The sequence below is a fragment of the Pseudomonas sp. R25(2017) genome (assembly GCF_002112565.1).
In the GTDB taxonomy this organism is placed as follows: domain Bacteria; phylum Pseudomonadota; class Gammaproteobacteria; order Pseudomonadales; family Pseudomonadaceae; genus Aquipseudomonas; species Aquipseudomonas ekonensis.
This window is the reverse complement of the sequence record NZ_NEHZ01000016.1, coordinates 75,393-99,442: the sequence shown is the minus strand read 5'-3', so window position 1 is coordinate 99,442 and position 24,050 is coordinate 75,393. Positions and strand designations below refer to the sequence as shown.

At 63.7% G+C, this 24,050-nt stretch carries 22 protein-coding genes; 17 read left to right on the top strand and 5 right to left on the bottom strand.

All coding sequences use genetic code 11. The features are described 5' to 3' along the window. Window positions 1-72 precede the first annotated feature (72 nt). On the bottom strand, window positions 73-690 hold the full coding sequence (locus CAG31_RS20430; RefSeq protein ID WP_085584515.1) for a phosphatase: 618 nt from the start codon (window positions 688-690) through the stop codon (window positions 73-75). A 196-nt stretch (window positions 691-886) separates the two neighbouring features. On the opposite strand from CAG31_RS20430, the gene CAG31_RS20425 reads away from it, so the two are divergent. The 3 genes from CAG31_RS20425 (at window position 887) to rssC (ending at window position 3,570) form a co-directional block, all read left to right on the top strand. Beyond that, entirely contained in the window at window positions 887-1,576 is a 690-nt protein-coding gene (locus CAG31_RS20425) for a VacJ family lipoprotein (RefSeq protein ID WP_085584512.1), read from the top strand. Window positions 1,577-1,906: 330 nt separating this feature from the next. Further along, entirely contained in the window at window positions 1,907-3,091 is a 1,185-nt protein-coding gene (gene rssB / locus CAG31_RS20420) for a two-component system response regulator RssB (protein ID WP_085584510.1), read from the top strand. Next, complete coding sequence (rssC, locus tag CAG31_RS20415; RefSeq protein ID WP_085584507.1) at window positions 3,088-3,570, top strand: anti-sigma factor antagonist RssC; 483 nt, start codon at window positions 3,088-3,090, stop codon at window positions 3,568-3,570. Before rssB ends, rssC begins: the two co-directional genes overlap by 4 nt. 93 nt (window positions 3,571-3,663) lie before the next feature. On the opposite strand, the gene tal is transcribed toward rssC, so the two are convergent. Then, the gene (tal, locus tag CAG31_RS20410; RefSeq protein ID WP_085584505.1) at window positions 3,664-4,590 is read right to left on the bottom strand and encodes a transaldolase; all 927 of its coding nucleotides are present in this window, start codon (window positions 4,588-4,590) and stop codon (window positions 3,664-3,666) included. 190 nt (window positions 4,591-4,780) lie between these two features. Further along, window positions 4,781-5,728, bottom strand: a complete 948-nt coding sequence (locus CAG31_RS20405) for a glycosyl hydrolase family 5 (RefSeq protein ID WP_085584503.1) — start codon at window positions 5,726-5,728, stop codon at window positions 4,781-4,783. Window positions 5,729-6,015: 287 nt separating this feature from the next. Between CAG31_RS20405 and CAG31_RS20400 the strand changes: the two genes are divergently transcribed. The 8 genes from CAG31_RS20400 to CAG31_RS20365 are packed head-to-tail and all read left to right on the top strand — an operon-like array spanning window position 6,016 to window position 15,531. Further along, window positions 6,016-6,456 carry a low molecular weight protein-tyrosine-phosphatase gene (locus tag CAG31_RS20400; RefSeq protein WP_085584501.1) on the top strand — a complete coding sequence of 147 codons (441 nt, stop codon included), beginning with the start codon at window positions 6,016-6,018 and terminating at the stop codon, window positions 6,454-6,456. Between the two features lie 39 nt (window positions 6,457-6,495). Further along, a complete protein-coding gene (locus CAG31_RS20395) occupies window positions 6,496-8,724 on the top strand; it encodes a polysaccharide biosynthesis tyrosine autokinase (RefSeq protein WP_085584499.1) in 2,229 nt (742 codons plus the stop codon). A 40-nt stretch (window positions 8,725-8,764) separates the two neighbouring features. Further along, window positions 8,765-9,847 (top strand): glycosyltransferase, encoded by a 1,083-nt coding sequence (locus CAG31_RS20390; RefSeq protein ID WP_085584497.1) that lies wholly within the window; start codon window positions 8,765-8,767, stop codon window positions 9,845-9,847. A gap of 14 nt (window positions 9,848-9,861) precedes the next feature. Next, on the top strand, window positions 9,862-10,974 hold the full coding sequence (locus CAG31_RS20385) for a polysaccharide pyruvyl transferase family protein (RefSeq protein WP_085584495.1): 1,113 nt from the start codon (window positions 9,862-9,864) through the stop codon (window positions 10,972-10,974). Continuing rightward, on the top strand, window positions 10,971-12,200 hold the full coding sequence (locus CAG31_RS20380) for a phosphoribosylaminoimidazole carboxylase (protein WP_085584493.1): 1,230 nt from the start codon (window positions 10,971-10,973) through the stop codon (window positions 12,198-12,200). Before CAG31_RS20385 ends, CAG31_RS20380 begins: the two co-directional genes overlap by 4 nt. Continuing rightward, window positions 12,191-13,309, top strand: a complete 1,119-nt coding sequence (locus CAG31_RS20375) for a hypothetical protein (RefSeq protein ID WP_085584491.1) — start codon at window positions 12,191-12,193, stop codon at window positions 13,307-13,309. Before CAG31_RS20380 ends, CAG31_RS20375 begins: the two co-directional genes overlap by 10 nt. Beyond that, entirely contained in the window at window positions 13,309-14,346 is a 1,038-nt protein-coding gene (locus CAG31_RS20370) for an acyltransferase family protein (RefSeq protein WP_085584489.1), read from the top strand. Before CAG31_RS20375 ends, CAG31_RS20370 begins: the two co-directional genes overlap by 1 nt. Before the next feature lie 24 nt (window positions 14,347-14,370). Next, window positions 14,371-15,531, top strand: coding sequence for an SGNH/GDSL hydrolase family protein (locus CAG31_RS20365; RefSeq protein ID WP_085584487.1), 1,161 nt, complete (start codon window positions 14,371-14,373; stop codon window positions 15,529-15,531). A 4-nt stretch (window positions 15,532-15,535) separates the two neighbouring features. Here CAG31_RS20365 and CAG31_RS20360 read toward each other — a convergent pair whose 3' ends face one another. Both CAG31_RS20360 and galU read right to left on the bottom strand, forming a co-directional pair. Beyond that, complete coding sequence (locus tag CAG31_RS20360) at window positions 15,536-15,952, bottom strand: mannose-1-phosphate guanylyltransferase (protein WP_085584485.1); 417 nt, start codon at window positions 15,950-15,952, stop codon at window positions 15,536-15,538. A gap of 51 nt (window positions 15,953-16,003) precedes the next feature. Beyond that, window positions 16,004-16,837 (bottom strand): UTP--glucose-1-phosphate uridylyltransferase GalU, encoded by an 834-nt coding sequence (galU, locus tag CAG31_RS20355; RefSeq protein WP_085584483.1) that lies wholly within the window; start codon window positions 16,835-16,837, stop codon window positions 16,004-16,006. 387 nt (window positions 16,838-17,224) lie between these two features. Here galU and galE point away from each other — a divergent pair, with 387 nt between their 5' ends. From galE to CAG31_RS20325, 6 genes are all read left to right on the top strand, one after another. Beyond that, window positions 17,225-18,241, top strand: a complete 1,017-nt coding sequence (gene galE / locus CAG31_RS20350) for a UDP-glucose 4-epimerase GalE (protein ID WP_085584480.1) — start codon at window positions 17,225-17,227, stop codon at window positions 18,239-18,241. Window positions 18,242-18,470: 229 nt separating this feature from the next. Next, entirely contained in the window at window positions 18,471-18,707 is a 237-nt protein-coding gene (locus CAG31_RS20345) for a hypothetical protein (RefSeq protein WP_085584478.1), read from the top strand. 144 nt (window positions 18,708-18,851) lie between these two features. Further along, the gene (locus CAG31_RS20340) at window positions 18,852-19,913 is read left to right on the top strand and encodes a polysaccharide biosynthesis/export family protein (RefSeq protein WP_085584476.1); all 1,062 of its coding nucleotides are present in this window, start codon (window positions 18,852-18,854) and stop codon (window positions 19,911-19,913) included. A gap of 14 nt (window positions 19,914-19,927) precedes the next feature. After that, complete coding sequence (locus CAG31_RS20335; RefSeq protein WP_085584474.1) at window positions 19,928-20,593, top strand: YjbF family lipoprotein; 666 nt, start codon at window positions 19,928-19,930, stop codon at window positions 20,591-20,593. Beyond that, window positions 20,590-21,354 (top strand): capsule biosynthesis GfcC family protein, encoded by a 765-nt coding sequence (locus CAG31_RS20330; RefSeq protein WP_085584472.1) that lies wholly within the window; start codon window positions 20,590-20,592, stop codon window positions 21,352-21,354. Before CAG31_RS20335 ends, CAG31_RS20330 begins: the two co-directional genes overlap by 4 nt. Next, entirely contained in the window at window positions 21,351-23,429 is a 2,079-nt protein-coding gene (locus CAG31_RS20325; RefSeq protein ID WP_085584469.1) for a YjbH domain-containing protein, read from the top strand. Before CAG31_RS20330 ends, CAG31_RS20325 begins: the two co-directional genes overlap by 4 nt. Window positions 23,430-24,050: the final 621 nt, after the last annotated feature.

Genomic DNA, 24,050 nt, shown 5'->3' with positions numbered 1-24,050 from the left:
AGCAGCCGGGCGCCAAAGGTCTATGGCTCCCCTTAAGACTAATCCACTCTCGAGGCGCGTGCATGATCCCGGTCAGGGCTTCTCGCCTTTGAGCCTGCGCAGGCTGATGTCGGCCAGGCACGTGTCGAGCTCGCCCAGATGGTCGATCACCGAGTGCACGCCCAAGCCGTACAGCTGCAGCGTCGCCTTGCCGCGCAACTGTTCGCGTTCCTTCTGCTCCAGGGCGTGCCATTGCTCCGGCGACAGGCCGCAGAGCGGGCCGCAGGAGGCCAGCCCGATGGTCCACAGCCCGGCGTTCAGGCCCGATTGCAGCAGGCGCGGTTCGCCGCTGACCAGCACGCAGCCGTCGAGCCGTTCGACGTTCAGGGACATCAGCGCTTGCCAGCAAGCGCCCGGGGCCGGCCATGGATTGATTGTTGCCGAATATTGCGACGGCTGGATCCATGACGGCAACGCGGCGGTCAGGGGGTGGGCGAGGGCGGGCGGCAGTTCGTCGAGCCAGGCGCAGGGAATCCGCTGGCGCTGCAGGCTGTCGAGGCTGTCCAGGGCGCCGGGGGTGGCCTGGGTGTGTTCCTGCAGGACTTCGCCGTGGCGGGCGCGGGCGCCGAAATCCACCAGGCAGCCGCTGAGCCCGAACAGCACGGCGGTCAGGTTGGAGGCGCAGTGGGGCAAGGTTTCGGCGTGCGGCATGAAAACGTCCCTGAAATAGCCAAAGGCTAGGGGAGGCCGGTGACAGTTGGATGACACATTGGTGAAAGCGGCCGTAGGAGATGTCGCACGTTGTCAGCGCGACGGCCTGCCCAAAGCGGCTTTTGCGCTTATACTAGCGCCCATATCGCCGGGGCGGATTCGTCCTGCGCCATCCCCATCCAAGGAGTTTCCTTTTATGCGCTGGAGCAATCCTCTCGCTCAGATCTGTGTATGTGCCGGTGTGTTGCTGGCCCCGTTCGCCGCCCAGGCCGCGACGGAAGAAGACCCTTGGGAAAGCGTCAACCGTCCGATCTTCCAGTTCAACGATTTCGTCGACACCTACGCGCTGAAGCCGCTGGCGCAGGGCTATGAATATGTGACGCCGCAATTCCTCGAAGACGGCATCCACAACATGTTCCGCAACGTCGGCGACGTCACCAACTTCGCCAACAACGTCCTGCAGGCCAAGCCGGCCGCCGCCGGCGTCGATGCGGCGCGCCTGATCTTCAACACCACCTTCGGCCTGCTCGGTTTCTTCGACGTCGGCACCAAGATGGGCCTGCAGCGCAGCGACGAAGACTTCGGCCAGACCCTCGGCTACTGGGGCGTGGGCAGCGGCCCCTACGTGATGCTGCCGCTGCTGGGCCCGAGCACCCTGCGCGATGCGCCGTCGAAGTACGTCGACAGCTACACCGGCCCTTACCGCTACATCAACGACGTGCCGGTGCGTAACTCGATCTTCGGCCTGAACATCGTCGACACCCGCGCCAGCCTGCTCTCCAGCGAGAAGCTGATCAGCGGCGACAAGTACACCTTCATCCGCAACGCCTACCTGCAGAACCGCGAGTTCAAGGTCAAGGACGGCCAGGTCGAAGACGATTTCTGATCGTCTGCGTCGATCGCCGGACATCGAAGGCGGCCGTCAGGCCGCCTTTTTTCATGGCGACGACCTTCCAACGGGTTACGGATGGATGGGTTCTTATAACTCTCTGTGATTTGACAAACAAAGTCGTCAGGTGGCGATCGGCGCATGCTTGAAACGCCCCGCGGATGGGAGTACCGTCTGCGCCTTAGAAGGGCACCTCTGGTGTGATCGCGTTCGGGACCGTTGTCCGAAAGCGCTGCAACAGAGAGGCTAGAAAGCGAATCCAGTAGTCTGCGCCGGGCCTGTCGCCCCGCCTGCTACGCCAACCCCATTCTGGCGCCGTTTGCCCACATGCCAAAAACCAGTGCCACGCTGCTGATAATCGATGATGACGAAGTAGTGCGCGCGAGCCTCGCGGCCTATTTGGAAGACAGTGGTTTCAGCGTCCTGCAGGCCGGCAACGGTCAGCAGGGACTTCAGGTATTCGAGCAAGACAAGCCCGATCTGGTCATCTGCGATCTGCGCATGCCGCAGATGGGCGGTCTCGAACTCATCCGTCAAGTCACCGAACGCTCGCCGCAGACGCCGGTGATCGTGGTATCGGGTGCCGGCGTGATGAACGATGCGGTGGAGGCCCTGCGCCTGGGCGCCGCCGATTACCTGATCAAGCCCCTCGAAGACCTGGCCGTGCTCGAGCACTCCGTGCGCCGGGCCTTGGACCGTGCGCGGCTGCTGCTGGAGAACCAGCGCTACCGCGAGAAGCTCGAAAAGGCCAACCGCGAGCTCGAAGCCAGCCTGAACCTGCTGCAGGAAGACCAGAACGCCGGGCGCCAGGTGCAGATGAACATGCTCCCGGTCAGTCCCTGGAGCGTCGACGAACTGCGCTTCGAACACCAGATCATCCCGTCCCTGTACCTGTCCGGCGATTTCGTCGACTATTTCCGGGTCGATGACCATCGGGTGGCGTTCTACCTGGCGGACGTCTCGGGCCACGGCGCGTCCTCCGCGTTCGTGACCGTGCTGCTGAAGTTCATGACCACGCGGCTGCTGTTCGAGTCCAAGCGCAACGGCACGCTGCCGGAGTTCAAACCGTCGGAAGTCCTTGGCCATATCAACCGGGGACTGATCAGCTGTAAGCTGGGCAAGCATGTCACGATGGTCGGTGGCGTCATCGACGAGGAGACCGGTTTGTTGACCTATAGCATCGGCGGCCATCTGCCGTTGCCTGTGCTGTACACGCCTGACGGCGTGCGCTACCTCGAGGGCCGCGGGCTGCCCGTGGGGCTCTTCAACGAGGCCACCTACGAGGATCACGTGCTGGAGCTGCCGCCGACGTTCAGCCTGACGCTGATGTCTGATGGCATTCTGGATCTTTTGCCAGAGCCCACACTCAAAGAAAAAGAAGCCGCCTTGCCCCAACGGGTCAAGACGGCGGGCGGCAGCCTGGATGGTCTGCGCCAGGTGTTTGGATTGGCCACACTCGGGGAGATGCCGGATGATATCGCCCTGTTGGTGTTGAGCAGGAACCTTCAATGAGTACCGGTAGAATCCAGTTCGCCGAGCAGGACGGCACCTTTGTCCTGAAGTTCGTCGGTGAAGTACGCCTGACCCTGTGTTCGGCGTTGGATGCGACTATTGAGAAAATCTTCACCGCGTTGAACTTCAACGCGATCGTGATCGATTTGACCGAAACCCGCAGTATCGACAGCACCACCCTGGGCCTGTTGGCCAAGCTGTCCATTCTGTCGCGGCAGAAGGTCGGCCTGTTGCCGACCGTCGTCACCACCCACGATGACATCACCCGTCTGCTGCAGTCGATGGGCTTCGAGCAGGTGTTCAACATCGTCAACCACCCTGTGCCGTGTCCGGAGTGTCTCGACGACCTGCCGGATCAGGACCAGTCGGAGGAGGTGGTGCGGATCAAGGTGCTAGAGGCGCACAAGATCCTCATGGGGCTGAACGAGTCCAACCGTGAGGCGTTCCATGACCTGGTGAACGCGCTCGAGCGGCATTGACCGTCCCGGCGGCGGGAGCAAGCTTCCTCGCCACACGAATGAAAAAGGGCGAACCCGTGAGGGTTCGCCCTTTTTGCGTTGGCCGTCAGCCGGTCACAGCTTGGCTTTGAGCAGCGCTTCGAGCTTTTCCTGGTCGCGGGCGAACTGGCGGATGCCTTCGGCCAGTTTCTCGGTGGCCATCGCGTCTTCGTTGGACAGCCAGCGGAACTGCGCTTCGTTCAGCGGCAGACGGGCTTCGCCGGTGTGGCCCGGCGCCAGTTTGCGCTCCAGCTTGCCGGTGTCTGCGGCCAGCTTGTCGATCAGGTCGGGGCTGATGGTCAGGCGGTCGCAGCCGGCCAGCTGTTCGATCTGGCTCAGGTTGCGGAAGCTGGCGCCCATGACCACGGTCTTGTAGCCGTTGGCCTTGTAGTAGTTGTAGATGCGGGTCACCGACTGCACGCCCGGATCGTCGGCACCGGTGTACTCGTTGCCGTTGGCCTTCTTGTACCAGTCGTAGATGCGGCCCACGAACGGCGAGATCAGGAACACGCCGGCATCGGCGCAGGCGGCGGCCTGGGCGAAGGAGAACAGCAGGGTCAGGTTGGTCTGGATGCCTTCTTTCTCCAGGATCTCGGCGGCGCGGATGCCTTCCCAGGTAGAGGCGATCTTGATCAGCACGCGGTCGCGGCCGATGCCGGCCTTGTCGTACAGCTCGATCAGGCGGTGCGCACGCTTGAGCATGGCGTCCTGGTCGAACGACAGGCGCGCATCCACTTCGGTGGAGATGCGCCCGGGGATCACTTTCAGGATTTCCTGGCCCACCGCGACGCCGAAGCGGTCGCTGGCCAGGCCCACGTCGCCCTTGCAGTCGCTGACGCTGGCGTTCAGCAGCTCGGCGTAGGCCGGAATGGCGGCCGCCTTGAGCAGCAGGGAAGGGTTGGTGGTCGCATCGACCGGCTTGACCCGGGCGATGGCTTCGAAGTCGCCGGTGTCGGCAACGACGGTGGTGAATTGTTTCAGTTGTTCCAGCTTGGAAGTCATGAGCGTGCTCTGTCCTAGGGGTCTGATGACATTACCCGAGCGCTGACAGCCGCTCAAGGGCATGAACGCGGATCGGCGGCCCCCGGGGCAACAACCTGAAAACGGCTGTTTGAAAGGCGGGGGCGCGGTGTCGATGGATTCGATGGCGAAACCGCCCGCAGGTTCAAAGCGACAGATGGGTGGAGGGCGGCTATTGCGCGTTCAGTTGCGTGCGGGCCGTCAGTTGCGCCGGTTTCGGCTGGCCGTCGGAGGTCAGCAGGCCGAAGTTGCGTTCCCGGTCGTTGCTGCCCGAATCGCTGTTTTTCCATTCATAGATCGAGGTCAACGGGATGTTGAGCCGTTTAACGTCGCCGATGAACGCCCCGATCTTGCTGGCCTGGCCTTCGGGGCCGCCGTTGGAGCCGAGCGCCGAGATGCCCCATTCGCTGATGACCCCCGGCAGGTGGAAGTTCTGCTGGATGAACGCCTGGGCATTGCCGATCTGCGCGGCGGTCATGCCGTAGGGGTGATAGGACACCGCGTCCAGGCAGTCGGGGTAGGCGCTGACGATGCTGTTCAGCGCAACGGTCGAGGCCGACCCTGCGCTCGGCGGTCGGGCGAAGCCGAAGCCGATCACGGGTGTGGATGTGATTTTGCCTTGCAGCGACTGGCACATGGCTTTCATGAACGGCGCGAACGTCGTGTCGAAGTTGCCGGTCGGCCAGTACGTGGCCAGATCCGGTTCGTTCCAGATCTCGATCGCCACCAATTGCGTGCGGTAGGACGCTTCCAGGCTCGTCACCGCGCCGGCGAACGCGCCGCCCGCCGCTGCGGGCTCTGCGCTCAGGGGGCGGGTGGCGCGCACGGTCATCAGCACTGGCAACCCGGCTGCCCGGGCGACGGCGAAGGCGTCGCCGATCTGCCGCTGATAGGCCGGATCACCCAGGCTGTCGCTCCAGACGCCCAAGCGCACGAAGCTGAAGCCCGCCGCCTTGATCTGGGCGGCGTCGGCGGAAGAGAAGTTCTGGATCTTGACCTGAACGCCGATGGTGCGGGTGCCGGTCAGGGCCGGAAACAGTTCGCTGGCGTGGGCCTGGGCGCTGGCGCCGAGCAGCAAGAAGGCGAGGGCGCCGAGCCGTTTGAGATGTGCTGAATACATGTCTGCTCTCCTGATGAGAAATGACACTAGCAATCGTTGTTTGCGTTATCTGATTCGATAGGCGCAAGTGCGCGAAGTGCACGAATGTTATTTTTTGTCAGGAATCAACTTGTGAAAATCACAGTTATTTTTGGTCCGGCAATTCTGGTTGGGGGACTTTCCGGCGGCATGGTACTTAATGCACTCAATTAACAGGGCGAATCTATTTCTGAACGCAGAAATGTCTCGTGGGTTCATTAAGACCGCGAGCGGTATTGGCAGAATGATATTACACAGGAAAGTAAACCTTGTTCAAAAAGATCCTTGTCGTCTGCGTGGGCAACATCTGCCGAAGTCCGACAGCCGAACTGTTGTTGCGTGATGCACTGGCGCCGGCCGGCGTCACGGTCGCGTCCGCCGGGCTGTCCGCCCGGGTCGGCGAAGCCATGGAAGCGTCCGCGCGCCAGGTGGTGGAAGAACACGGCCACAGCGCCGAAGGTTTCCGGGCGCGGCAGATCACGTCGGACATCGTCAATGACGCCGACTTGGTCCTGGTCATGGAAAAAGAACATGTAAAACAAGTATTGAAGATCGCGTCCCACGCCAGGGGCAAAGTGTTTCTGCTCGGCAAGTGGCAAAGCGAGCGGGAAATACCGGATCCGTACCGTCAGGGAAAGGCCGCTTTTATTCATGCGCATGCATTGATTGAAGATGCTGTTTGCTCTTGGGCGCAACGCCTCGGGCGTTGATGAATATTCTTCAGTTCAGTGAATGGTAAGAACAGACTTATGCAGTTACCGTCAGTAGTCGGCACCCGGGACAATGATCAAGACAGCATTGATATCCTCGGCATCTTTGGTTCGTTGATCGACCGCAAATGGTTGATCGGCGCCTTCACGGGCGCCTTCATGATGACCGGCGTGGCCTACGCCGTGCTGTCGACGCCGGTGTACCTGGCGAACGCGCTGGTCCAGGTCGAACCGAAAAAGAACGACATGCTCGGGTTCTCCGACCTGAGCAGCATGCTGGGCGGGCAGTCGCCGTCGGTGACCGAGATCGGCATCATCAAGTCCCGGGCAGTGATCGGCCGCACCGTCGACGACCTGCGCCTGGACATCGACGTCACGCCCAACACCTTCCCGGTGATCGGCGGCTTCCTGGCCCGGCGCTATCGGGGCGACAGCGAAGACAGCGTCTCGCGCCCGCGCTTCGGCCTCAACAGCTACGCCTGGGGCGGCGAGCGCCTGGACATCGAGCGCCTTGACCTGCCCAAGGAACTGCTGGGCAAGAAACTCACCCTGATCGCGGGCGAGCAGCACCGCTTCCAGCTGTTGGACGACAACGACAACCTGCTGGCCGAAGGCGTGGCCGGCAGCGCCTTCGACCAGGACGGCGTCGCCGGGCTGATCGGACGGCTGCAAGCCAACCCCGGCACCCGTTTCGAGGTGGTGCGCAACCCACGCATCGTCACGATCCAGAGCTACCAGGACGCCTTGGACATCGCCGAGCAAGGCAAGGAATCGGGGATCATCCGCCTGGCCCTGGCCAGCAGCGATGCGCCCGAGGCGGTGCGGATCCTCAACAAGATCTCGGCGCTGTACGTGCAGCAGAACGTGCAGCGCACCTCGGCCGAAGCGGCGCAGAGCCTGAACTTCCTCCAGGGCCAACTGCCCCAGGTCAAGCGCGACCTGGCCAAGGCCAGCGAAGCGCTCAACGCCTACCAGACCCGCGGCAAGACCGTGAACATCTCCCTGGAGACCCAGTCGGTGCTGGGCCAGGCCGTCGGCCTGGACACCAAGCTCTCCGAGCTGAAGATGCAGCAGGCGGAGATGGACCGCAAGTTCACCAAGCAGCACCCGGCCTACCGCGCCCTGATGACCCAGATCGGTGAGCTGACCCAGCAGCAGCGCTCGCTGGAGAGCAAGGTGCAGGACCTGCCGGCCACCCAGCAGGAACTGCTGAACCTGACCCGCGACGTGGAAGTGGCCTCGCAGATCTACACCCAATTGCTGAACAAGGCCCAGGAGCTGGACATCGTCCGCGCCGGTGCCGTGGGCAACGTGCGGCTGGTGGATCCGGCGGATGTGGACATGACCAACCCGATCAAGCCGCGCAAGGCCCTGATCGTGCTGATCGCGACGTTCTTCGGTGCCTTCGTCGGCGTGGCGCTGGTGCTGGTGCGCAAGTCCATGAGCCGGGGGCTGGAAGGCCCGGAGGCCATTGAACAGCTCGGCCTGCCGGTGTACGCGTCGATTCCCTACAGCGCCCTGCAGAAGGAAGAAGACAGCAAGAAAGTCCGGGCCAAGCAGGCCGAGACCCAGCCCGCTTACCTGCTGGCCCTGCGCAACCCGACGGACCTGTCCATCGAGTCGATCCGCAGCCTGCGCACCTGCCTGCACTTCGCCGGGCTGGACTCGACCAACAACCGGATCATGATCTCCGGCCCCAGCCCGCAGGTCGGCAAGACGTTCGTGTCTTCGAACCTGGCGGCGGTCATGGCGCAAAGCGGCCAGCGGGTGGTGCTGATCGACGCGGACATGCGCAAGGGGCATCTGCACAAGACGCTCAACACGCCCATCGCCAACGGCCTGTCGGACCTGCTGGTCAAGCGCTGCAGCCTTGAGCAGGCGATCCACAAGGTCGAGGTCGACAACCTGCACTTCATCAGCCGCGGGCAGGTGCCGCCCAATCCGTCGGAACTGCTGATGCACGCCAACTTCCGCGATCTTCTGGCCGAGCTCAGCGAGCGCTACGACGTGGTGATCATCGATACGCCGCCGCTGCTGGCCGTGACGGACGCGGCCATCGTCGGCCGCGAAGCGGGGATCAGCCTGATCGTCACCCGGTTCGCGGTGAACCCCGCCAAGGAAATCGAACTGACGATCCGCCGGTTCGCCCAGAACGGCATCGAACTCAAAGGCGCGGTGTTCAACGGCGTCGAGAAGCGCGCGGCCAGTTACTACGGCAACGGCGGCTACGGTTACTACAGCTACGAATACGCGTCCGACAAGTCCTGAGTCGGGCGACGGTTCCATTTGGCAAGGAAGTGGGTGGGTTGTGAAAAAAATTCTGCACGTGGCTGAAACGATAAAAGGCGGCGTCGCGACGGTGATCCGCACGATATCGGCGTCGCCCGACGACGAAACCTCGAACTACGAACTGATCTATCTGGTGCCCAAGGATCAGAAACAGGAGCTGCATGGCATCGACGGAGGGCAGATCCGCACCTTCGAAAGGAGCGGGCGCAATGCGCTGTCGATGCTGCGCTTCGCCTGGCGGCTGATGCAGGTGATGCTCAAGGAAAAGCCCGATGTGGTGCACCTGCACAGTACTTTTTCCGGGGTGATCGGTCGTTGCGTGTGCCTGCTTCTGCGGCCCTGGCGGTCGCCGAAGATCGTCTATTGCCCCCATGCCTTTTCGTTCCTGATGGAAGGCTCGCCGGCCAAGCGCAAGCTCTATTCGCTGATCGAGCGGCTGCTGCAGAACGTCACCGACAAAATCATCTGCGTCAGCCGCTACGAGCTGGACAAGGCCGCCGCGTTCGGCATCGACCGCAAACGCATGACCCTGATCTACAACGGCATACCGCCCAAGGACGAGGTGCCCAAGGCCGCCGGCGCGGAGCCGATCCGCCTGTTGTTCGTGGGCCGTCTCGACTACCAGAAGGGCTTCGATGTGCTGCTCAAGGCCTTTGCCGAAGTGCGCCGCACCGACCTCAAGCTCACGGTGGTGGGCAGCGCGGTTAACGAAGACGCGGTCGCGCCCCCGCCGATGGACGGGGTCGAGTACCTGCCGTGGGTGACCCCGGCCGAAGTCCACGCCTTGTACCGCCAGGCCGATGCGCTGATCGTGCCCAGCCGCTGGGAAGGGTTCGCGATGGTGCCGCTGGAGGGCATGTCCATGGGCGTGCCGGTGATCGCCAGCGACTGCACGTCCCTGCCGGAACTGGTCACCCACGGGGTGTCCGGCTACATCTTCCCCGCCGGCGACCACCAGGCGCTGGCCGACCGCCTGATGCGGATCCACAAGCCGGGGCTGACCGCCCTGGGCCTTGAAAGCCGCCGGATCGTGCGCGAGCGCTTCAGCGCCGAGCTGATGATCCGCCAGACCTATGACGTGTATTGCGCCCCCACTTGTTAAGTAGAAATCAGCTTATGAACGTAACGATCTTGCATGGCTACAGTGCGTCCAACTCCGGTGACGGCCTCTTGGTGGACCTGGCCATCGCCCTGGTGCAGCGAAACTTCGGCGCCGACACGTCGATCAACGTTGTGGCGTCCGACCCGCAGTCCTTCAGCTACCTGCCGCACAAACGCTTCGATGCGCCGGTGATGGCGGCCAAGGGCCTGGGGCGGGTCAAGGAGGCGGTGTTCCTCAACCGCTCCTACGCCGCGCTGGCGGACCTTTTGAAGAACACGGACCTGATCGTCGGCGTCGGCGGCGGCTACATGCGCTCCAAGAGCGCCTTCGAACACATCAAGCTGAAGCTGGGGCACGCCAAGCAACTGGAAACGGCGATCCTCAGCAAGGTGCCGTCGGTGTACCTGCCGCAGAGCATCGGGCCGTTCCACGGCGAAAGCAGCAAGATCGTCGAGCACTACGCCAGCGCCGATGCGGTGTTCGTGCGCGACAACCGCTCTTCGGCGATGTTCGAAGCCTGCGAGAACGTCTACCGGGCACCGGACCTGGCGGTGCAGGCCCTGGCCGGCAAGATCCTCATGCAGCCCAAGTTCACCCGCTGCGCGTCGACGCCGGCCACGGTGTGCGTGGTGCTGCGCAAGCCGCCGGCGTGGAGCCCAGAAAAGAAGGCCGCCTACGTCGCCAACCTCAAGGTGCTGCTGCAACGCCTGAAGGACAAGAGCAAGGTGGTGTGCGCGGTGCAGAGCGCCGTGCGCGGCAACGACGACGGTGCGTTCTACCGCGATCTGGGCATCACCGAAGACCTGCTGCCGCTGAAGGCGACCCTGGCCAAGCACCAGCCGGACCTGGTGATCTCCGTGCGTTTGCACGGCGCCATCGAGTCGCTGCTGTCGGGCGTTCCGGCCTACCACATCAGCTACGAGCGCAAGGGCTTCGGCGCCTACCAGGACATGGGCGTGGAGGACTGGGTGATCAACGGCGGCGACATCGACGTCGACACCATCATCGACACGGTCTACGCGCCGGACGCCCTGAGCCGCTTCGGCAAGCGCCTGACCGACACCTGCCGCGAGATCGAAGCCAAGACGGTGATGATGGACGAGATCATCAAAGGCGTCGTTCGATGATCTTCAGGCTCCTGCTGCGGGGCGGATCGCTGGGCGCCAAGTTCCTGCTGGTGCTGGCCGTCACCCATTACCTGGGCTATGAAGCCTTGGGCTTCTACGGGGTGGTGGTCGCGGCGTCGCTGATTGCGTCGAAGTTCTACAGCGCGGGCTTCAGCTCCGAGATCAACCGGCTGATCAGCGTCGGCGGCAGTTCGCGCCGGGTCATCGACAAGGTGCTGTGGCTGTACCTGGCCGTGGGCCTGGTGCTGTCGCTGGCGACGGTGGCGGTCTACTCGCTGTTCCAGTCGATGCCGGCGACGCCCGCGCTGATCGCCTGCGTGACCCTGGTGCTGCTCACCGAACACCTGTCCTTCGAGATCAACTCTTTTGTGTTTTCCGCCCAGAAGGCCACGTTGGGGGCGCTGCTGTTCTTCATCAAGACTGGCCTCTGGGCGCTGCTGGCGGTGGCCGGTCTGATGCTCGGCCAGGTCGCGGACATCACGAGCGTCCTGTGGCTGTGGGTGGTGGCCAACGTCGTGGTGATCGTCGCCGGGTACGCCATCGTGGCCAAGGTGCACCGGGGGCGGACGGAAGGGACGCTGGCGGCCGCGACCGTGTGGAAGGCCGGTTTGCCGTTCTATCTGGGCACCGGGCTGATCGCGTTGAGTCAGTACGCCGAGCGCTTTCTGATCGCCGACCTTGAGCCCTACGCCAACCTGGGCGTTTACGTGTACGCCTGGTCGGCGGCCAACACCTTGCAGGCGCTGTCCTACGCGGTGGTGGCGGTGGTGGGCATTCCGGTGCTGGCCAAGCGGTTTCAGGCCGACGGGCAGCCGTTCACGGTCGGGCAACTGTTCGTGAACAAATGGGTGATGCGTTCGCTGGCGGTGTCGGCCGTGGTGGCGGTGCTGATCTACCTGTTCTTCAACGTCGTGCTCGACTATGTCGGCGCGCCGGTGCCGCGTCCGGACAACGGGATCCTCGGCGTGCTGATCGTGTCCTTTGCCTTGCGCGGAGTCGGCGACATCGTCTGGGGCGGGTTGATCGCCTCGAAAAACAGTCGGGCGTCGCTCGCCGGAGCGGCCATCTGCCTGCTGGTGTCGGTGCCGGTCAGCTACGGCCTGATCAAGCACTATTCGATCGAGGGCGCCGCCTGGGGCAACGTCTTCGCCATTGTCGTGCAGTTGGGCGCGATTGCGCTGCTGACCCGCGCGGGTCAGGCGAAAAGGGCGCTGGCATGGGGCTGAAGTTGCCATGCATCGAGTTTCGCGGGGTGAAGCTCGATTCGTCGATGTCGTTCCTGATCCTGTTCAGCGGCCTGTTCCTGTCGGTGGCCATGCCGCTGCTGGTGCCCCGGGCGCCGGGGCCGGACGCCATGACCCTGTGGATGTCCTACGCCCGGGCCGACAACTGCAACTTCTGGAACCCGTTCTCGCCGGACCGCTCTTCCTACGAGTGCTCGGCATTCCTGCTGCGGCCCACCGGCATCAACCTGACCAATGCCTGGGCCTACGGCATGTTCTGCAATTTCTTCCTGACGGCGATCCCGGTGGTCGTCTTCCGGCGCATGCCGCTGGCGATCTTCGGCACCCTGTGCCTGTGGGGCATCGTCCGTTCGTTTTTCCTGGAGAACCTGACCAAGGAAATCATCGTGTCGGTGGCGGTGCTGAGCATTCTCCTGAGCTCGCTGACGCGCAAGTACCGCGGCGGATTCTTCCTGTCGGCGGTGATCTACGGCGTGCTGATCCGGCCCTACTGGATTCTGTTTTCGCTGTCGTGGGTCGGCGTCTGCGTGATGAAGAAGTATGTGTCGCGCGTCACGTTCTTCCTGATGCTGTTCCTGTTCTACCTGGCGGTCGCCATGGCGATCCAGGTGGCGCTCGGTTTTCCGGTGTCGTCGATCCGCGCCAGCAACAACGAGCTGCGCACGGCGGGCGAGGAGGGCTCCAAGTCGCTGATCGTGTCGTGGCTCAGCGGCAGCGACTTCGTCTCCCAGGCGCTGGACTCGATGATCATCTTCTTCCGGCTGTCGTTTCCCGCCGAGCTGATCCTGCTGTCCGGGCCGGGGCAGGTGATCTTCGTGGCGTTGATGATCATGACCGCGCTGCTGCTGTTCAAGGTCATCACGTCCAAGGACTACAAGGGCATCCCCATTCAGACCAAGGCTAAGGAACTGATCGCGATCCCCCTCGCGTTCCTGCTGGTCCAGGGGCTGTTCGAGCCGGACTTCGGCTCCTTCGCCCGGCACTTCTCCATGGTGGTGCCGGTGCTGTTCGTCGGGCTGGGGCTGATGCTGCAAGGCAAGAAGCCCGTGCGGGCCGAATCAACCAATCGCGAGATGAGGCGGGTGCCGTAATGTCGAGCAAGAGAAAGTCGCTGGAGATCGAGACCCTGCGCGGTCTGGCCTGCCTGCTGTTGGTGCTGTATCACGTCATCGGCCCGCTGGGCGGCGGCCTGAAGATCGACCTGGGCTCGCCGTTCCGGGTCATCGCCGATTCCATGGTGTACGTGCGCATGCCGCTGTTCACCTTCATTTCGGGCTACATCTATTCGCTCTACAAGATCCGCGGCAACGACTTCGGGGCGTTCTTTCGCGGCAAGGTGCGGCGGCTGATCGTGCCGCTGTTCTGCGTCGGCGTGCCGTTCTCCGTGCTGCAGGCGGTGGGGCCCGGGGTGAACAAGGACGTGGGCGTGCTTGATGCGCTGCTGTCGTTCTACATTCCGGTGAACCACTTCTGGTTCCTGCAGGCGGTGTTCATCATTTTCATGTTCGTCGGCCTGCTGGAATGGCGCGGCCTGCTGCGCACGGCGACGCGCCTGTACCTGCTGCTGGCGTTCGCGGCGGCGGTGTTCCTGCTGCCGACCTTCAAGGTCGATGCGTTCGGCATCAACGGCGCGACCTACCTGCTGCCGTTCTTCGTGGCGGGGATGATCGGCCAGGAAAAGGTCGACACCTTCCGGCATTTCTTCAAGGTCATCGGGCCTTGGGTGTTCGTGATGATTTCGCTGGCGCTGCTGTATGTGGCCGCGACGGACCGAGAGCTGATCGTCGACCGTCGCAGCCTGATCGGGCTGACGGTGGGCTGCGTGTCGTGCTTCGCGCTGCTGTCGAGCGAGATGCGCTCGAAGTGGCTGACCTGGCTGGGCGGCTATTCCTACGCGATCTTCCTGTTCCATGTGCTGTTCGCCGCCACGTCGCGGGCGTTGCTGGGGCGTCTGGGCGTGAAGGACGAAAGCGTGCTGGTGGTCTGCGGCCTGACCCTCGGCCTGTTCGGGCCGGTGCTGCTGTCGACGGTGTTCAGCCGCTTCAACTTCACCTCCGTGCTGTTCCTGGGGGAGCGGGCCACGGTCAAGAAGCCTGTCGCGCAGGCGGCCTCGGTGCCGCAAACCTGATGGTTGCGCACAAGGAAAAGCGCCATGTTCGCAGTCGATGACGTCAGCCCGGTCGCGGCCTCGGTGGTTCAGGTCGGCGACGCCCGTGAGCGATTCGGCCAGTGGCGCGAAGGGAAGGCGGGGCCGGTGCTGTCTATCTCGGTGATCGGCGACAGCTACAGCGCCGGGCAGGATTTCTATCTGAACCGCTTGGTGCAGCGGCTGGCGTCGGAAGCGGGGTTCGCAGGCCCCGGCTACATTGGCTTCAACCACGGCGCGGCCTTCGGCGGCACGCATTTCAAGTACACCCGCAGCAGCGAAAAACACTTCGGTGGCGGTTGGCAGGTGTCCGGCCTCGGCCAGGCCAGCCCCGACAGCCGCACCGTCACCGGGCGCCCGGGCGCATGGCTGCAGATCGATGCCCATCCTTCGGCGACCATCGACACGACGGTCACGGAGGCGAAACTGCTTTACCTCGGCACCGGCGAACCCAGCGACGTGCGTTACCGCTGGGCGCCTTCTCAGGCCTGGCGCCCGTTGAGGCTTGACGGCGAAGGCGTCCGCGAAGCGCCGTTGGCGGATCCGCCGCCGGTGCCGGACTGGGCGTTGCGGCTGGAGGTGGCGAGCGGTACGCCGACGCTGTTCGGCGTGTGGATGAGCAATGGCCAACGTGGCGTGCGGGTGTCGAAGCTGGCGGCGTCCGGCGCGGCCTCGGCGGACTTCTACCATGACGATGCCGGTTGGCAGGCGCAGTGGAAAGCGGCGGTGGCGAAGATTCCGGCGGACATTTACCTGATCATGCTCGGCGGCAACGATCAGGGCTTCGGGGTCAAGCCCGCGCAGTACCTGAAGAACATCCAAGGCCTGGTGGCGATGCTGCGCGAGATCCAGCCGACGGCGAGCATCAACCTGATCCTGCGCCAGGACACCTCGCGCTCCAGCGCCTACCCGATGTCGGCGTATGCGCAGGTGCTGCAGCCCTGGGCCCGAGAGGCCCACCTGGGCTACGCCGACATGCAGTGCGCATTCGGCGCCGACGTCAGGCGCTATGCGGCCGGCGGGCCGATGCCGATGATCGGGCCGGACAGGATTCATCCGGATCCGGCCACGGGAGGGAAGGTGATCGCCGGGTTTTTCCATCGTCTGATGGTCGGCGGCCGTGAAGCGGTGTCGCCCCAGGATCGCTGCGGCGACGTCCAGCGCTAGGCGTTCAGCCTGGGGCGCGTTCGAAGGCGTCCAGATGACCGAGCAGCTCGGCGGTCCGGCGCGGCATCCCGTGCGTGTCGCAGCGGGTTTCCACCGTGACGATGACCGCCGGCTCGTTGCAGCACAGGCGCACCCGGAACCGCCAGTCGCTGAAGATCACCTTCAGGCCGTCGCGGTCGTCGATTTCCAGTGCCTGTTCGGCATACAGCCGTTTCAGGTGGGCCAGCAGGGGATAGGGATCGGCCAGCGGCCGGCGGATGTCGCCGGACGAAGGAAACATGCCGATGCGCTCCACCAGCAAGATTGTGCCCAGCCAAGACTCGTTGGCGCTGGGCAGCGGCTGATGGCGGGACAACCAACTCATTACGCCGAGATTGTCCACCGACCGTTCAAGGTCCGCCGCGTGATGTGCAATGTTCATAGGGGTTTGCCTGAATGAGGGGTGGACGTTACGGGTGCGTCGGTGCGGGGCTCAGCGCCCCTTCAGGTAGACGTTCTCGTAGCAGAAGTTGGTCGCCTGGAGGTAGCCCTCGGCGTCGCCGCAGTCGAAGCGCAGGCCCTTGAACTTGTAGGCCAGCACGCAGCCGTTCTGCGCCTGTTTCATCAGCGCGTCGGTGATCTGGATTTCCCCGCCCTTGCCCGGTTGGGTGTCGGCGATCAGGTCGAAGATGTCCGGGGTCAGGATGTAGCGGCCGATGATCGCCAGGTTGGACGGGGCGTCCTGCGGGGCGGGTTTCTCCACCATGTTGTCGACCCGGTAGAGGCCGTCGCTGATCGGCTCGCCGGCGATCACGCCGTACTTGTGGGTCTGGTCGCGGGGCACTTCCTGGATGGCCACGATGGAGCAGCGGAAGCGCTTGTACAGCTGGATCATCTGGGCGAGTACGCCGTCGCCTTCCAGGTTCAGGCACAGGTCGTCGGCCAGCACCACGGCGAAGGGTTCGTCGCCGATCAGCGGACGGCCGCTGAGGATCGCGTGGCCCAGGCCCTTCATCTCCACCTGACGGGTGTAGGAGAAGGTGCAGGTGTCGATCAGCTCGCGGGTGCCGGCCAGGAACTTCTCCTTGTCGGTGCCGCGGATCTGGTGTTCGAGCTCGTAGCTGATGTCGAAGTGGTCTTCCAGCGCGCGCTTGCCCCGTCCGGTGACGATCGCCATGTGTTGCAGGCCGGCGTCCCGGGCTTCTTCGACGGCGTATTCGATCAACGGTTTGTTGACGATCGGCAGCATTTCCTTGGGCATGGCTTTGGTGGCCGGCAAGAAACGCGTGCCATAGCCGGCCGCGGGGAACAAGCATTTACGAATCATAGAAATATCCTGGACATTCATGGCGCACAGCCAATGGCGTGCAATAACGAAAGGTTGCAAGTTTCAATGTTGATTGAACGCTTACTTTAATACCCGAGTCAGGTAATTGATGGCAAATGGCAATGTGCGCGGAAGGCGACAATGTTATTAGATGTCGGCCTTATTGTTGTTGGTTATTTTTAGTCGGTATCTGCCGATAGTGGCAAGAGTGCGGTGATGTTAATAAGTAGCAGGCAATACAGTTTGGGCTGGAAAAATATTTTTCGCCAGTCGTTGAACTTGTTTTGTTTAAGGTTGTTGTCGGCCTAGTTTGTGTGAATTGCGACACATATTCAACAGGCCAGGCTTGACGCGCTACTGGGAAGTTTCCCGACTAAGGACCGCGCTATGAAGATTCTGGTAACCGGTGGCGCCGGCTATATCGGCTCGCACACCACACTTGCGCTGCTTGAGGCAGGCTATGAAGTTGTTGTCCTGGACAATCTCTGCAACAGCAGCGATGCGGCCCTGCACGCGGTGGAGGCCATCTGCGGCAGAAGTGCGCAGATGATCCGCGGCGATGTCTGCGACAGGGCGCTGCTGGACCGGATCTTCCGGGAACACGCGATCGACGCGGTGCTGCACTTCGCCGGGCTCAAGGCCGTGGGCGAGAGCGTGCGCAAGCCGCTGGAATACTACGAGAACAACGTCGGCGGCAGCGTGACGCTGTGCCAGGCGATGGCGGCGGCCGGGGTGTTCCGCCTGGTGTTCAGCTCCTCGGCCACGGTGTACGGCGCGCCGGAGCGGATGCCGATCCGCGAGGACTTCCCCACCGGCCAGCCCACCAGCCCCTACGGCCAGTCCAAGCTGATCGTGGAGAACGTGCTGCGTGACCTGTGCCAAGCCGAGCCGCGCTGGAGCATCGCCCTGCTGCGCTACTTCAACCCCATCGGCGCGCACCACAGCGGCCGGATGGGCGAAGACCCCAACGGCATCCCCAACAACCTGGTGCCGTACATCAGCCAGGTGGCCGTCGGCAGCCTTCAGGAATTGTCTATCTTCGGCAACGACTACCCCACGGCCGACGGCACTGGCGTGCGCGACTACATCCACGTCGTGGATCTGGCCGACGGGCACCTGAAGGCCCTGGAAACCATCGCCGGCCGCACCGGCATCCACACCTGGAACCTGGGCACCGGCGACGGCTACAGCGTGTTGCAGGTGCTCCAGGCCTTCGAGCAGGCCTGCGGCCAGCCGGTGCCGTACAAGGTCATGCCGCGCCGCTCCGGAGACGTGGCCGAGAGCTGGGCCGACCCCTCCAAGGCCGCGGCGGAACTGGGCTGGAAAGCCACACGCAGCCTGCAGGACATGGTGACCGACACCTGGCGCTGGCAATCGAGCCACCCGCAGGGCTACCGCGGATGATGTCAATTTGGACCGATGTTAGTTTCGGTCAGGCTGTTAGATAACGTCGGGAAATTACGCTGGAATTGCCCGGTTCAAGTCCGTAGATATAAACGTGCCGTTCGACATTTATAAGTCGGGATTGATTGTGAATGAACGACGGCTCATGTTCGCGCAGTTTGCGACGTGATCCCTAACATCCAGCGGACGGCCTGATGTTATTAAAGTCGAATGCCGGAAAGGAGTGGGTATGAAAAAAGTGATGGCGATCGCCTTGTTGTCGTTGTTCGGCAACTTGGCCATTGCAGCCGAAGCGCCGCTCACGGCGGTGACCAATGTGTCGGGCAACGTGGCGGCTTCCCAAGCGCCCGCCGCCAGTACCGCAATGGTTGCCAGTGCCGTAGCGGCATCCAACAGCGGAGGAAGTGCGAACGGCGGTACAACCGGTACCACAGGTACGACGGGTACAACCGGCACGCACAACTAACGGTAACAACTGTTGGTGCAGTACAAGGTCGCCCGACGCAAGTCGGGTGACTTTGTTTTTGGATTCGCCCTTGAATAGCGTAGTGCCATTATGACTCGTAGTGTTTATCTTTTAATGTTGGCAAGTCTCGCTCTGCAAGGTTGCATGTTTTCCCCCGGCCAGCACCTGAACACCTTCGGCATCACCCGCCAGGGCGCCAGCGAAAGCAGCCGGGTCGAACTGATCCCGATCACCCCCAAGCTGATCTCCATGAACCGGGCCACCCAGAAGCGCGAAACGCTGCCGCCCGAGTTGCTGGAGGCGCCGGCCGAGTACCGCATCGGCCGCAACGACGTGCTCTACATCACCGTCTGGGATCACCCCGAACTGACGGCCCCGTCCGGCGCGCAGCAACAGATCGACGCCAACGGCCGACTGGTGCGCTCCGACGGCACGCTCTATTACCCGTTCATCAAGGAAGTGCAGGCGGCCGGCCGCACCATCCAGCAACTGCGCTCGGACATCGAGCAGCGCCTGTCGGCCTTCATCGCCGAGCCCCAGGTGGATGTCGCCGTGCTGCGTTTCGCCAGCCAAAAGGTCGTGGTGTCCGGCGCCGTCGCCAAGGCCGGTCCGCAAGCCATTTCCACCAACCCGCTGAGCGTGGTCGAAGCCCTGGGCTCGGCCGGCATCGACACCAACAACGCGGACTTGTCCGGCCTGCTGCTGACGCGCAACGGGCGGGTGTACCCGCTGAATCTCGACAGCCTCAACCAGCAGGACTCCGAGCTGCAGAACGTTTACCTGCGGGGCGGCGATCAGCTGTACCTGCCGTACAACGACAACAAGCGCATCTACGTCATGGGCGAGGTCAACCAGCCCCGTGCGCTGAGCTTCAAGACCGCCACCATGAACCTCTCCGACGTGCTCGGCTCGGTCGGCGGACTGAGCCAGACCACCGCCAACGGCAACGCCGTGTACGTCATCCGCGGGGTCGAGAACCTCGATGTCGAGCCGGCGAAGATCTACCAGCTCGAAGCCGAATCGCCCACCGCCATGGTGCTGGCCACGCACTTCGAGGTGCGTCCCCAGGATGTCGTCTATGTCGGGCCTGCCAACGTGACTCGCTGGAACCGTCTCATCAGTCAATTGGTGCCATCGGCGTCGATTGTCGGTACGGGCGCTTCCGCTGCGAAGAACTGGAGCGAATACAGCAACAACAGCAAATAAGGCCGGGCCCGACAGTGAATACGTTGAAAGCAGGCATTGGCCTGAGCGCGGTCCTGTGGCTGTGCGGCTGCAACCCGTTGATGGTCGCTTCGTTGACCAACCTCAAGTCGGCGGCCATCGGCCCGGATGAGCTGGACGTGACGGCGGCCCAGGTGGCCGAGGTGCGCTATCCGCAACTCAAGCTGACCACGCCTTCCGGCTCCGGTGTGCTGGCGCTGGTGCGTGAGCGCGGCGACCTGCAGTTCTGGGTCGCTTCCGGCAAGCAGGTGCTGCTGATGCGCGACGGCCTGGCGGTGCGCAGCATCGGCCTGGGCCTGGAAGGCGATCTGGACGGCACGCGGCTGTCAGACGCCGCGCCTTTTAAACAAGGCCTTCAGCACGTCGCCGACGGCTACACCAGCCAACGCTGGATCGACCTCTACAAGGGCCAGGAAGTCGGGCTGCAGGTCAACAGCCGCTTCGCACGCAAATCCATGGAAACCCTCGACATCCTCGACAAGGCATACGCCGTGCTGCGCATCGACGAGCGGATCGACGTCCCGGCCATCGGCCTGCGCGCGACCAACCGCTATTGGGTCGATCCGAAGGACGGCTTCATCGTGCAGAGCGAGCAGCAACTGACCTCTCAGTTGCGGGTGAAGATCGTGCACCTGACCCCTGACCGCAGGCATGTGCCATGAAGCGGCTGAGGATGTTGTCCGCCGGCCTGCTGCTGGCGGCCGGGGCAGGGCAGGCGGCGGTGCTGGTATCCGGCGATGTGGCCAACCCGGGGCCGGTGGAGTTGCCGGCGGGCGGGCGTTTGACCGACGTGATCAGCGTCGCGGTGCCCAACGCCGAAGGCTACTGGCTGGCGGGGGTGCTGCTGCGTCAGTCCTTGCTGGAGCAACAGACCCGACTCAAGGCCGGGGTGCTGTTCGACCTGGACGTGCTGCGGCGCATGGCCGTGCTGTTCGACCGCCCGAGCCGCGAAGCCTTGGCGCTGCGCACGGCCGAAGAAGTGCGGCAGATGCCGGTCACCGGGCGTCAGGTCGCGAACCTGGATCCGGTGGCGCTGGAAGTCGGCTTCGCCCTCAACCTGCGGCTGGACGACGGCGACCGGCTGATCTACCCGGCGCGGGTCGATGAGGTCGAGGTGCTGGGCGCCGTCGCCGAGCCGTGCCGCTTGCCCTATCAGCCGTTGCAGGAGGCCAGTGACTACCTGCAAGGCTGCGCGCTGCTCGAAGACGACGCGGACGCCGATTACCTGTGGCTGATCCAGCCGGACGGCGCGGTGCGGCGGATCGGCATCGCGCACTGGAACCGCGAGAGCGGGCACTTGCCGGTGGCGGGCAGCCGGATCCTGGTGCCGTTGAAGAATGACGACCTGGATCCGCCCATTCCTGAACTGAATCAGCAGTTGGCCGAGTTCATTGCCACGCAGTTGGCTGAGGTGGTTCGTTGAAGTTACGTTTTGCAGCCGTGTTGCTATTGCCGTGCGGGTTGGCCCAGGCCGAGCCGCGCATCACCCAGAACGATTTCGGCGGCGCGGGCCTGTTGCAGACCCCGACCGCTCGCATGTCGCCCGCCGGCGAATTGAGCGTGAACGCCAACCGCACCAGCCCCTACAGCCGCTACAGCGTGTCGCTGCAGCCGCTGGACTGGCTGGAAGGCTCGTTCCGCTACACCGCCATCACCAACCGGCCCTACGGCCCGTCGTCGATGAGCGGTGACCAGAGTTACAAGGACAAGGCGGTCGACGTGAAGGCCCGCCTGTGGGAGGAAACCCACTGGGCGCCCGAAGTGGCCCTGGGCTTCCGGGACGTCGGCGGTACGGGCCTGTTCGCCAGTGAATTCGTGGTGGCCAACAAGCGTTTCGACAACTTCGATTTCAGCGCCGGCCTCGCCTGGGGCTACATCGGCAACCGCGGCGACATCGACAACCCGTTCAGCGTGCTGGGCGACCGGTTCAAGACCCGGCCGGCCATGGAAGGCACCGGTGACGTCAACGCCGGCTCGTACTTTCGCGGCAGCCCTTCGTTCTTCGGCGGCGTCAGCTACCAGACGCCCTGGGACCGGCTCAGCCTGAAGCTCGAATACGAAGGCAACGACTACAAGCACGAACCCAAGGACAACGTGATCAAGCAGGATTCGCCGATTAACCTCGGCGCGGTGTTCAAGGTCACGGACTCGGTCGACGTCAGCGCGGCGTGGGAGCGGGGCAACACGGCGATGTTCGGCATCACCTTCCACACCAACTTCGTCAGCCGCAAGGCCCCGGCCAAGACCTTCGACCCGCCGGCCGAGCCGCTGCCGGCCAAGGCGCCGGTCAAGCCGATGGAGCAGGTCGACTGGGCCGACGTGTCCCAGCGCCTGCAACAGAACGCCGGCTACAAGGTCGAGCGCATCAGCCAGCGCGGCTCCGAACTGCTGGTCTACGGCGAGCAGCAGCGGTACTTCCACTCGGCCAAGGCGGTCGGGCGGGCGAGCCGGATCCTGGACAACAGCGTCAACGACGAGATCGACTGGTTCACCGTGGTCAACAAGCGCTACGACTTGGCGCTGGAAGAGACCAGCGTGCCCCGGCAGACCTTCCGCGAAGTGATCAACAACGAAGAGCCGCTGCAGTCGCTGCACCGCACCACCGAGGTCAACCCGGCGATGCCGCACAACGAGAAGACCCTCTACACCCAGCCGCTGCAGCGCTTCAGCTACGGCATGGGCCTGGGCTTCAAGCAGAACGTCGGCGGCCCGGACGGCTTGCTCTACCAATTCAGCGCGGACGCGGACGCCGAGTTCCGCTTCACCCGCAACACCTGGTGGAGCGGCATGCTCAGCCAAAACCTGGTGAACAACTTCGACAAGTTCACCTACGACGCGCCCAGCGGCCTGCCGCGCGTGCGCACGGACCTGCGCCAGTACCTGACCACCTCCGACACCACCATGCCGCTGTTCCAGCTCAGCCACGCCGAGCAGTTGGACAAGGATCTGTACGGCATGGTCTACGGCGGCTATCTGGAATCGATGTTCGCCGGGGTCGGGGCCGAGGTGCTGTTCCGCCCGACCGGCGAGCGCTGGTCGGTCGGCGCGGACCTGAACTACGTGCGTCAGCGCGAGTTCGACCAGGGCTTCGGCCTGCGCGACTATTCGGTGCTGACCGGCCATATCACCGGCTACACCGACTTGCCCTACGAAACCCTCGCTGCCATCAGCGTCGGCCGCTACCTGGCCGGCGATTGGGGCGTGACCTTCGACATCTCGCGGGAGTTCTCCAACGGCGTACGCTTCGGCGGTTGGGCGACGATGACCACCGCCAGCGGGGCGGAGTACGGCGAGGGTAGCTTCGACAAGGGCATCTACCTGTCCATCCCATTCGACGAGATGATGAGCATGTCGACCATGCGCCGCGCCAACCTCGTCTGGGCCCCCCTGACCCGCGACGGCGGCGCACGGCTCAACCGCAGCTTCCAGCTGCACTCGATGACCGACAGCCGCGACGACGACATGTTCTACCGCAACTTCGAGAAGATCACCGAGTGACCTGAAGGCCTGTGGGAGCTCGCCCGCAAGCGATGAGGCCGGCATTGCCGGCATCTCTGTTGCCTGACCCACAGTCATCGCCAGCAGGCTGGCTCCCACAGGTATCTCTGGTGCCCGCAGGATTCATGTGCACCACAAAACCTGTAGGAGCTTGCCTGCAAGCGATGAGGCCGGCACTGCCGACATCTTTGTTGACTGACCCACCGCCATCGCCAGCAGGCTGGCTCCCACAGGTATCTCCGGTGCCCGCAGAATCCATGCGCACCACAAAACCCTGTGGGAGCTTGCCTGCAAGCGATGAGGCCGGCACAGCCAACATCTCTATTGCCTGACCCACCGCCATCGCTGGCAAGCCAGCTCCCACAGGTATCTCCGGTGCCCGCAGAATCGATGTGCACCACAAAACCTGTAGGAGCTTGCCTGCAAGCGATGAGGCCGGCGCTGCCGGCATCTCTGTTGCCTGACCCACCGCCATCGCCAGCAGGCTGGCTCCTACCAGGGATCTCGGCTGTCCGCGACATCCCGGCACACCACAGAACCCTGTGGGAGCTGCGGTGCGACGACTCGACCTGCCAGCGATGGCGCCCTTGCAGGCACCGCAGCTAAAAGCACCCTCCACAC

What these genes read in the sequence shown, in the direction of transcription:
- CAG31_RS20360 (WP_085584485.1), bottom strand. Translation starts at nt 15,952, where the DNA reads ATGAACATTGCACATCACGCGGCGGACCTTGAACGGTCGGTGGACAAT.
- CAG31_RS20395 (WP_085584499.1), top strand. Translation starts at nt 6,496, where the DNA reads ATGCAGTTACCGTCAGTAGTCGGCACCCGGGACAATGATCAAGACAGC.
- rssC (WP_085584507.1), top strand. Translation starts at nt 3,088, where the DNA reads ATGAGTACCGGTAGAATCCAGTTCGCCGAGCAGGACGGCACCTTTGTC.
- rssB (WP_085584510.1), top strand. Translation starts at nt 1,907, where the DNA reads ATGCCAAAAACCAGTGCCACGCTGCTGATAATCGATGATGACGAAGTA.
- galU (WP_085584483.1), bottom strand. Translation starts at nt 16,837, where the DNA reads ATGATTCGTAAATGCTTGTTCCCCGCGGCCGGCTATGGCACGCGTTTC.
- CAG31_RS20340 (WP_085584476.1), top strand. Translation starts at nt 18,852, where the DNA reads ATGTTTTCCCCCGGCCAGCACCTGAACACCTTCGGCATCACCCGCCAG.
- tal (WP_085584505.1), bottom strand. Translation starts at nt 4,590, where the DNA reads ATGACTTCCAAGCTGGAACAACTGAAACAATTCACCACCGTCGTTGCC.
- CAG31_RS20375 (WP_085584491.1), top strand. Translation starts at nt 12,191, where the DNA reads ATGGGGCTGAAGTTGCCATGCATCGAGTTTCGCGGGGTGAAGCTCGAT.
- CAG31_RS20425 (WP_085584512.1), top strand. Translation starts at nt 887, where the DNA reads ATGCGCTGGAGCAATCCTCTCGCTCAGATCTGTGTATGTGCCGGTGTG.
- CAG31_RS20345 (WP_085584478.1), top strand. Translation starts at nt 18,471, where the DNA reads ATGAAAAAAGTGATGGCGATCGCCTTGTTGTCGTTGTTCGGCAACTTG.
- CAG31_RS20365 (WP_085584487.1), top strand. Translation starts at nt 14,371, where the DNA reads ATGTTCGCAGTCGATGACGTCAGCCCGGTCGCGGCCTCGGTGGTTCAG.
- CAG31_RS20405 (WP_085584503.1), bottom strand. Translation starts at nt 5,728, where the DNA reads ATGTATTCAGCACATCTCAAACGGCTCGGCGCCCTCGCCTTCTTGCTG.
- CAG31_RS20370 (WP_085584489.1), top strand. Translation starts at nt 13,309, where the DNA reads ATGTCGAGCAAGAGAAAGTCGCTGGAGATCGAGACCCTGCGCGGTCTG.
- CAG31_RS20330 (WP_085584472.1), top strand. Translation starts at nt 20,590, where the DNA reads ATGAAGCGGCTGAGGATGTTGTCCGCCGGCCTGCTGCTGGCGGCCGGG.
- CAG31_RS20385 (WP_085584495.1), top strand. Translation starts at nt 9,862, where the DNA reads ATGAACGTAACGATCTTGCATGGCTACAGTGCGTCCAACTCCGGTGAC.
- galE (WP_085584480.1), top strand. Translation starts at nt 17,225, where the DNA reads ATGAAGATTCTGGTAACCGGTGGCGCCGGCTATATCGGCTCGCACACC.
- CAG31_RS20430 (WP_085584515.1), bottom strand. Translation starts at nt 690, where the DNA reads ATGCCGCACGCCGAAACCTTGCCCCACTGCGCCTCCAACCTGACCGCC.
- CAG31_RS20380 (WP_085584493.1), top strand. Translation starts at nt 10,971, where the DNA reads ATGATCTTCAGGCTCCTGCTGCGGGGCGGATCGCTGGGCGCCAAGTTC.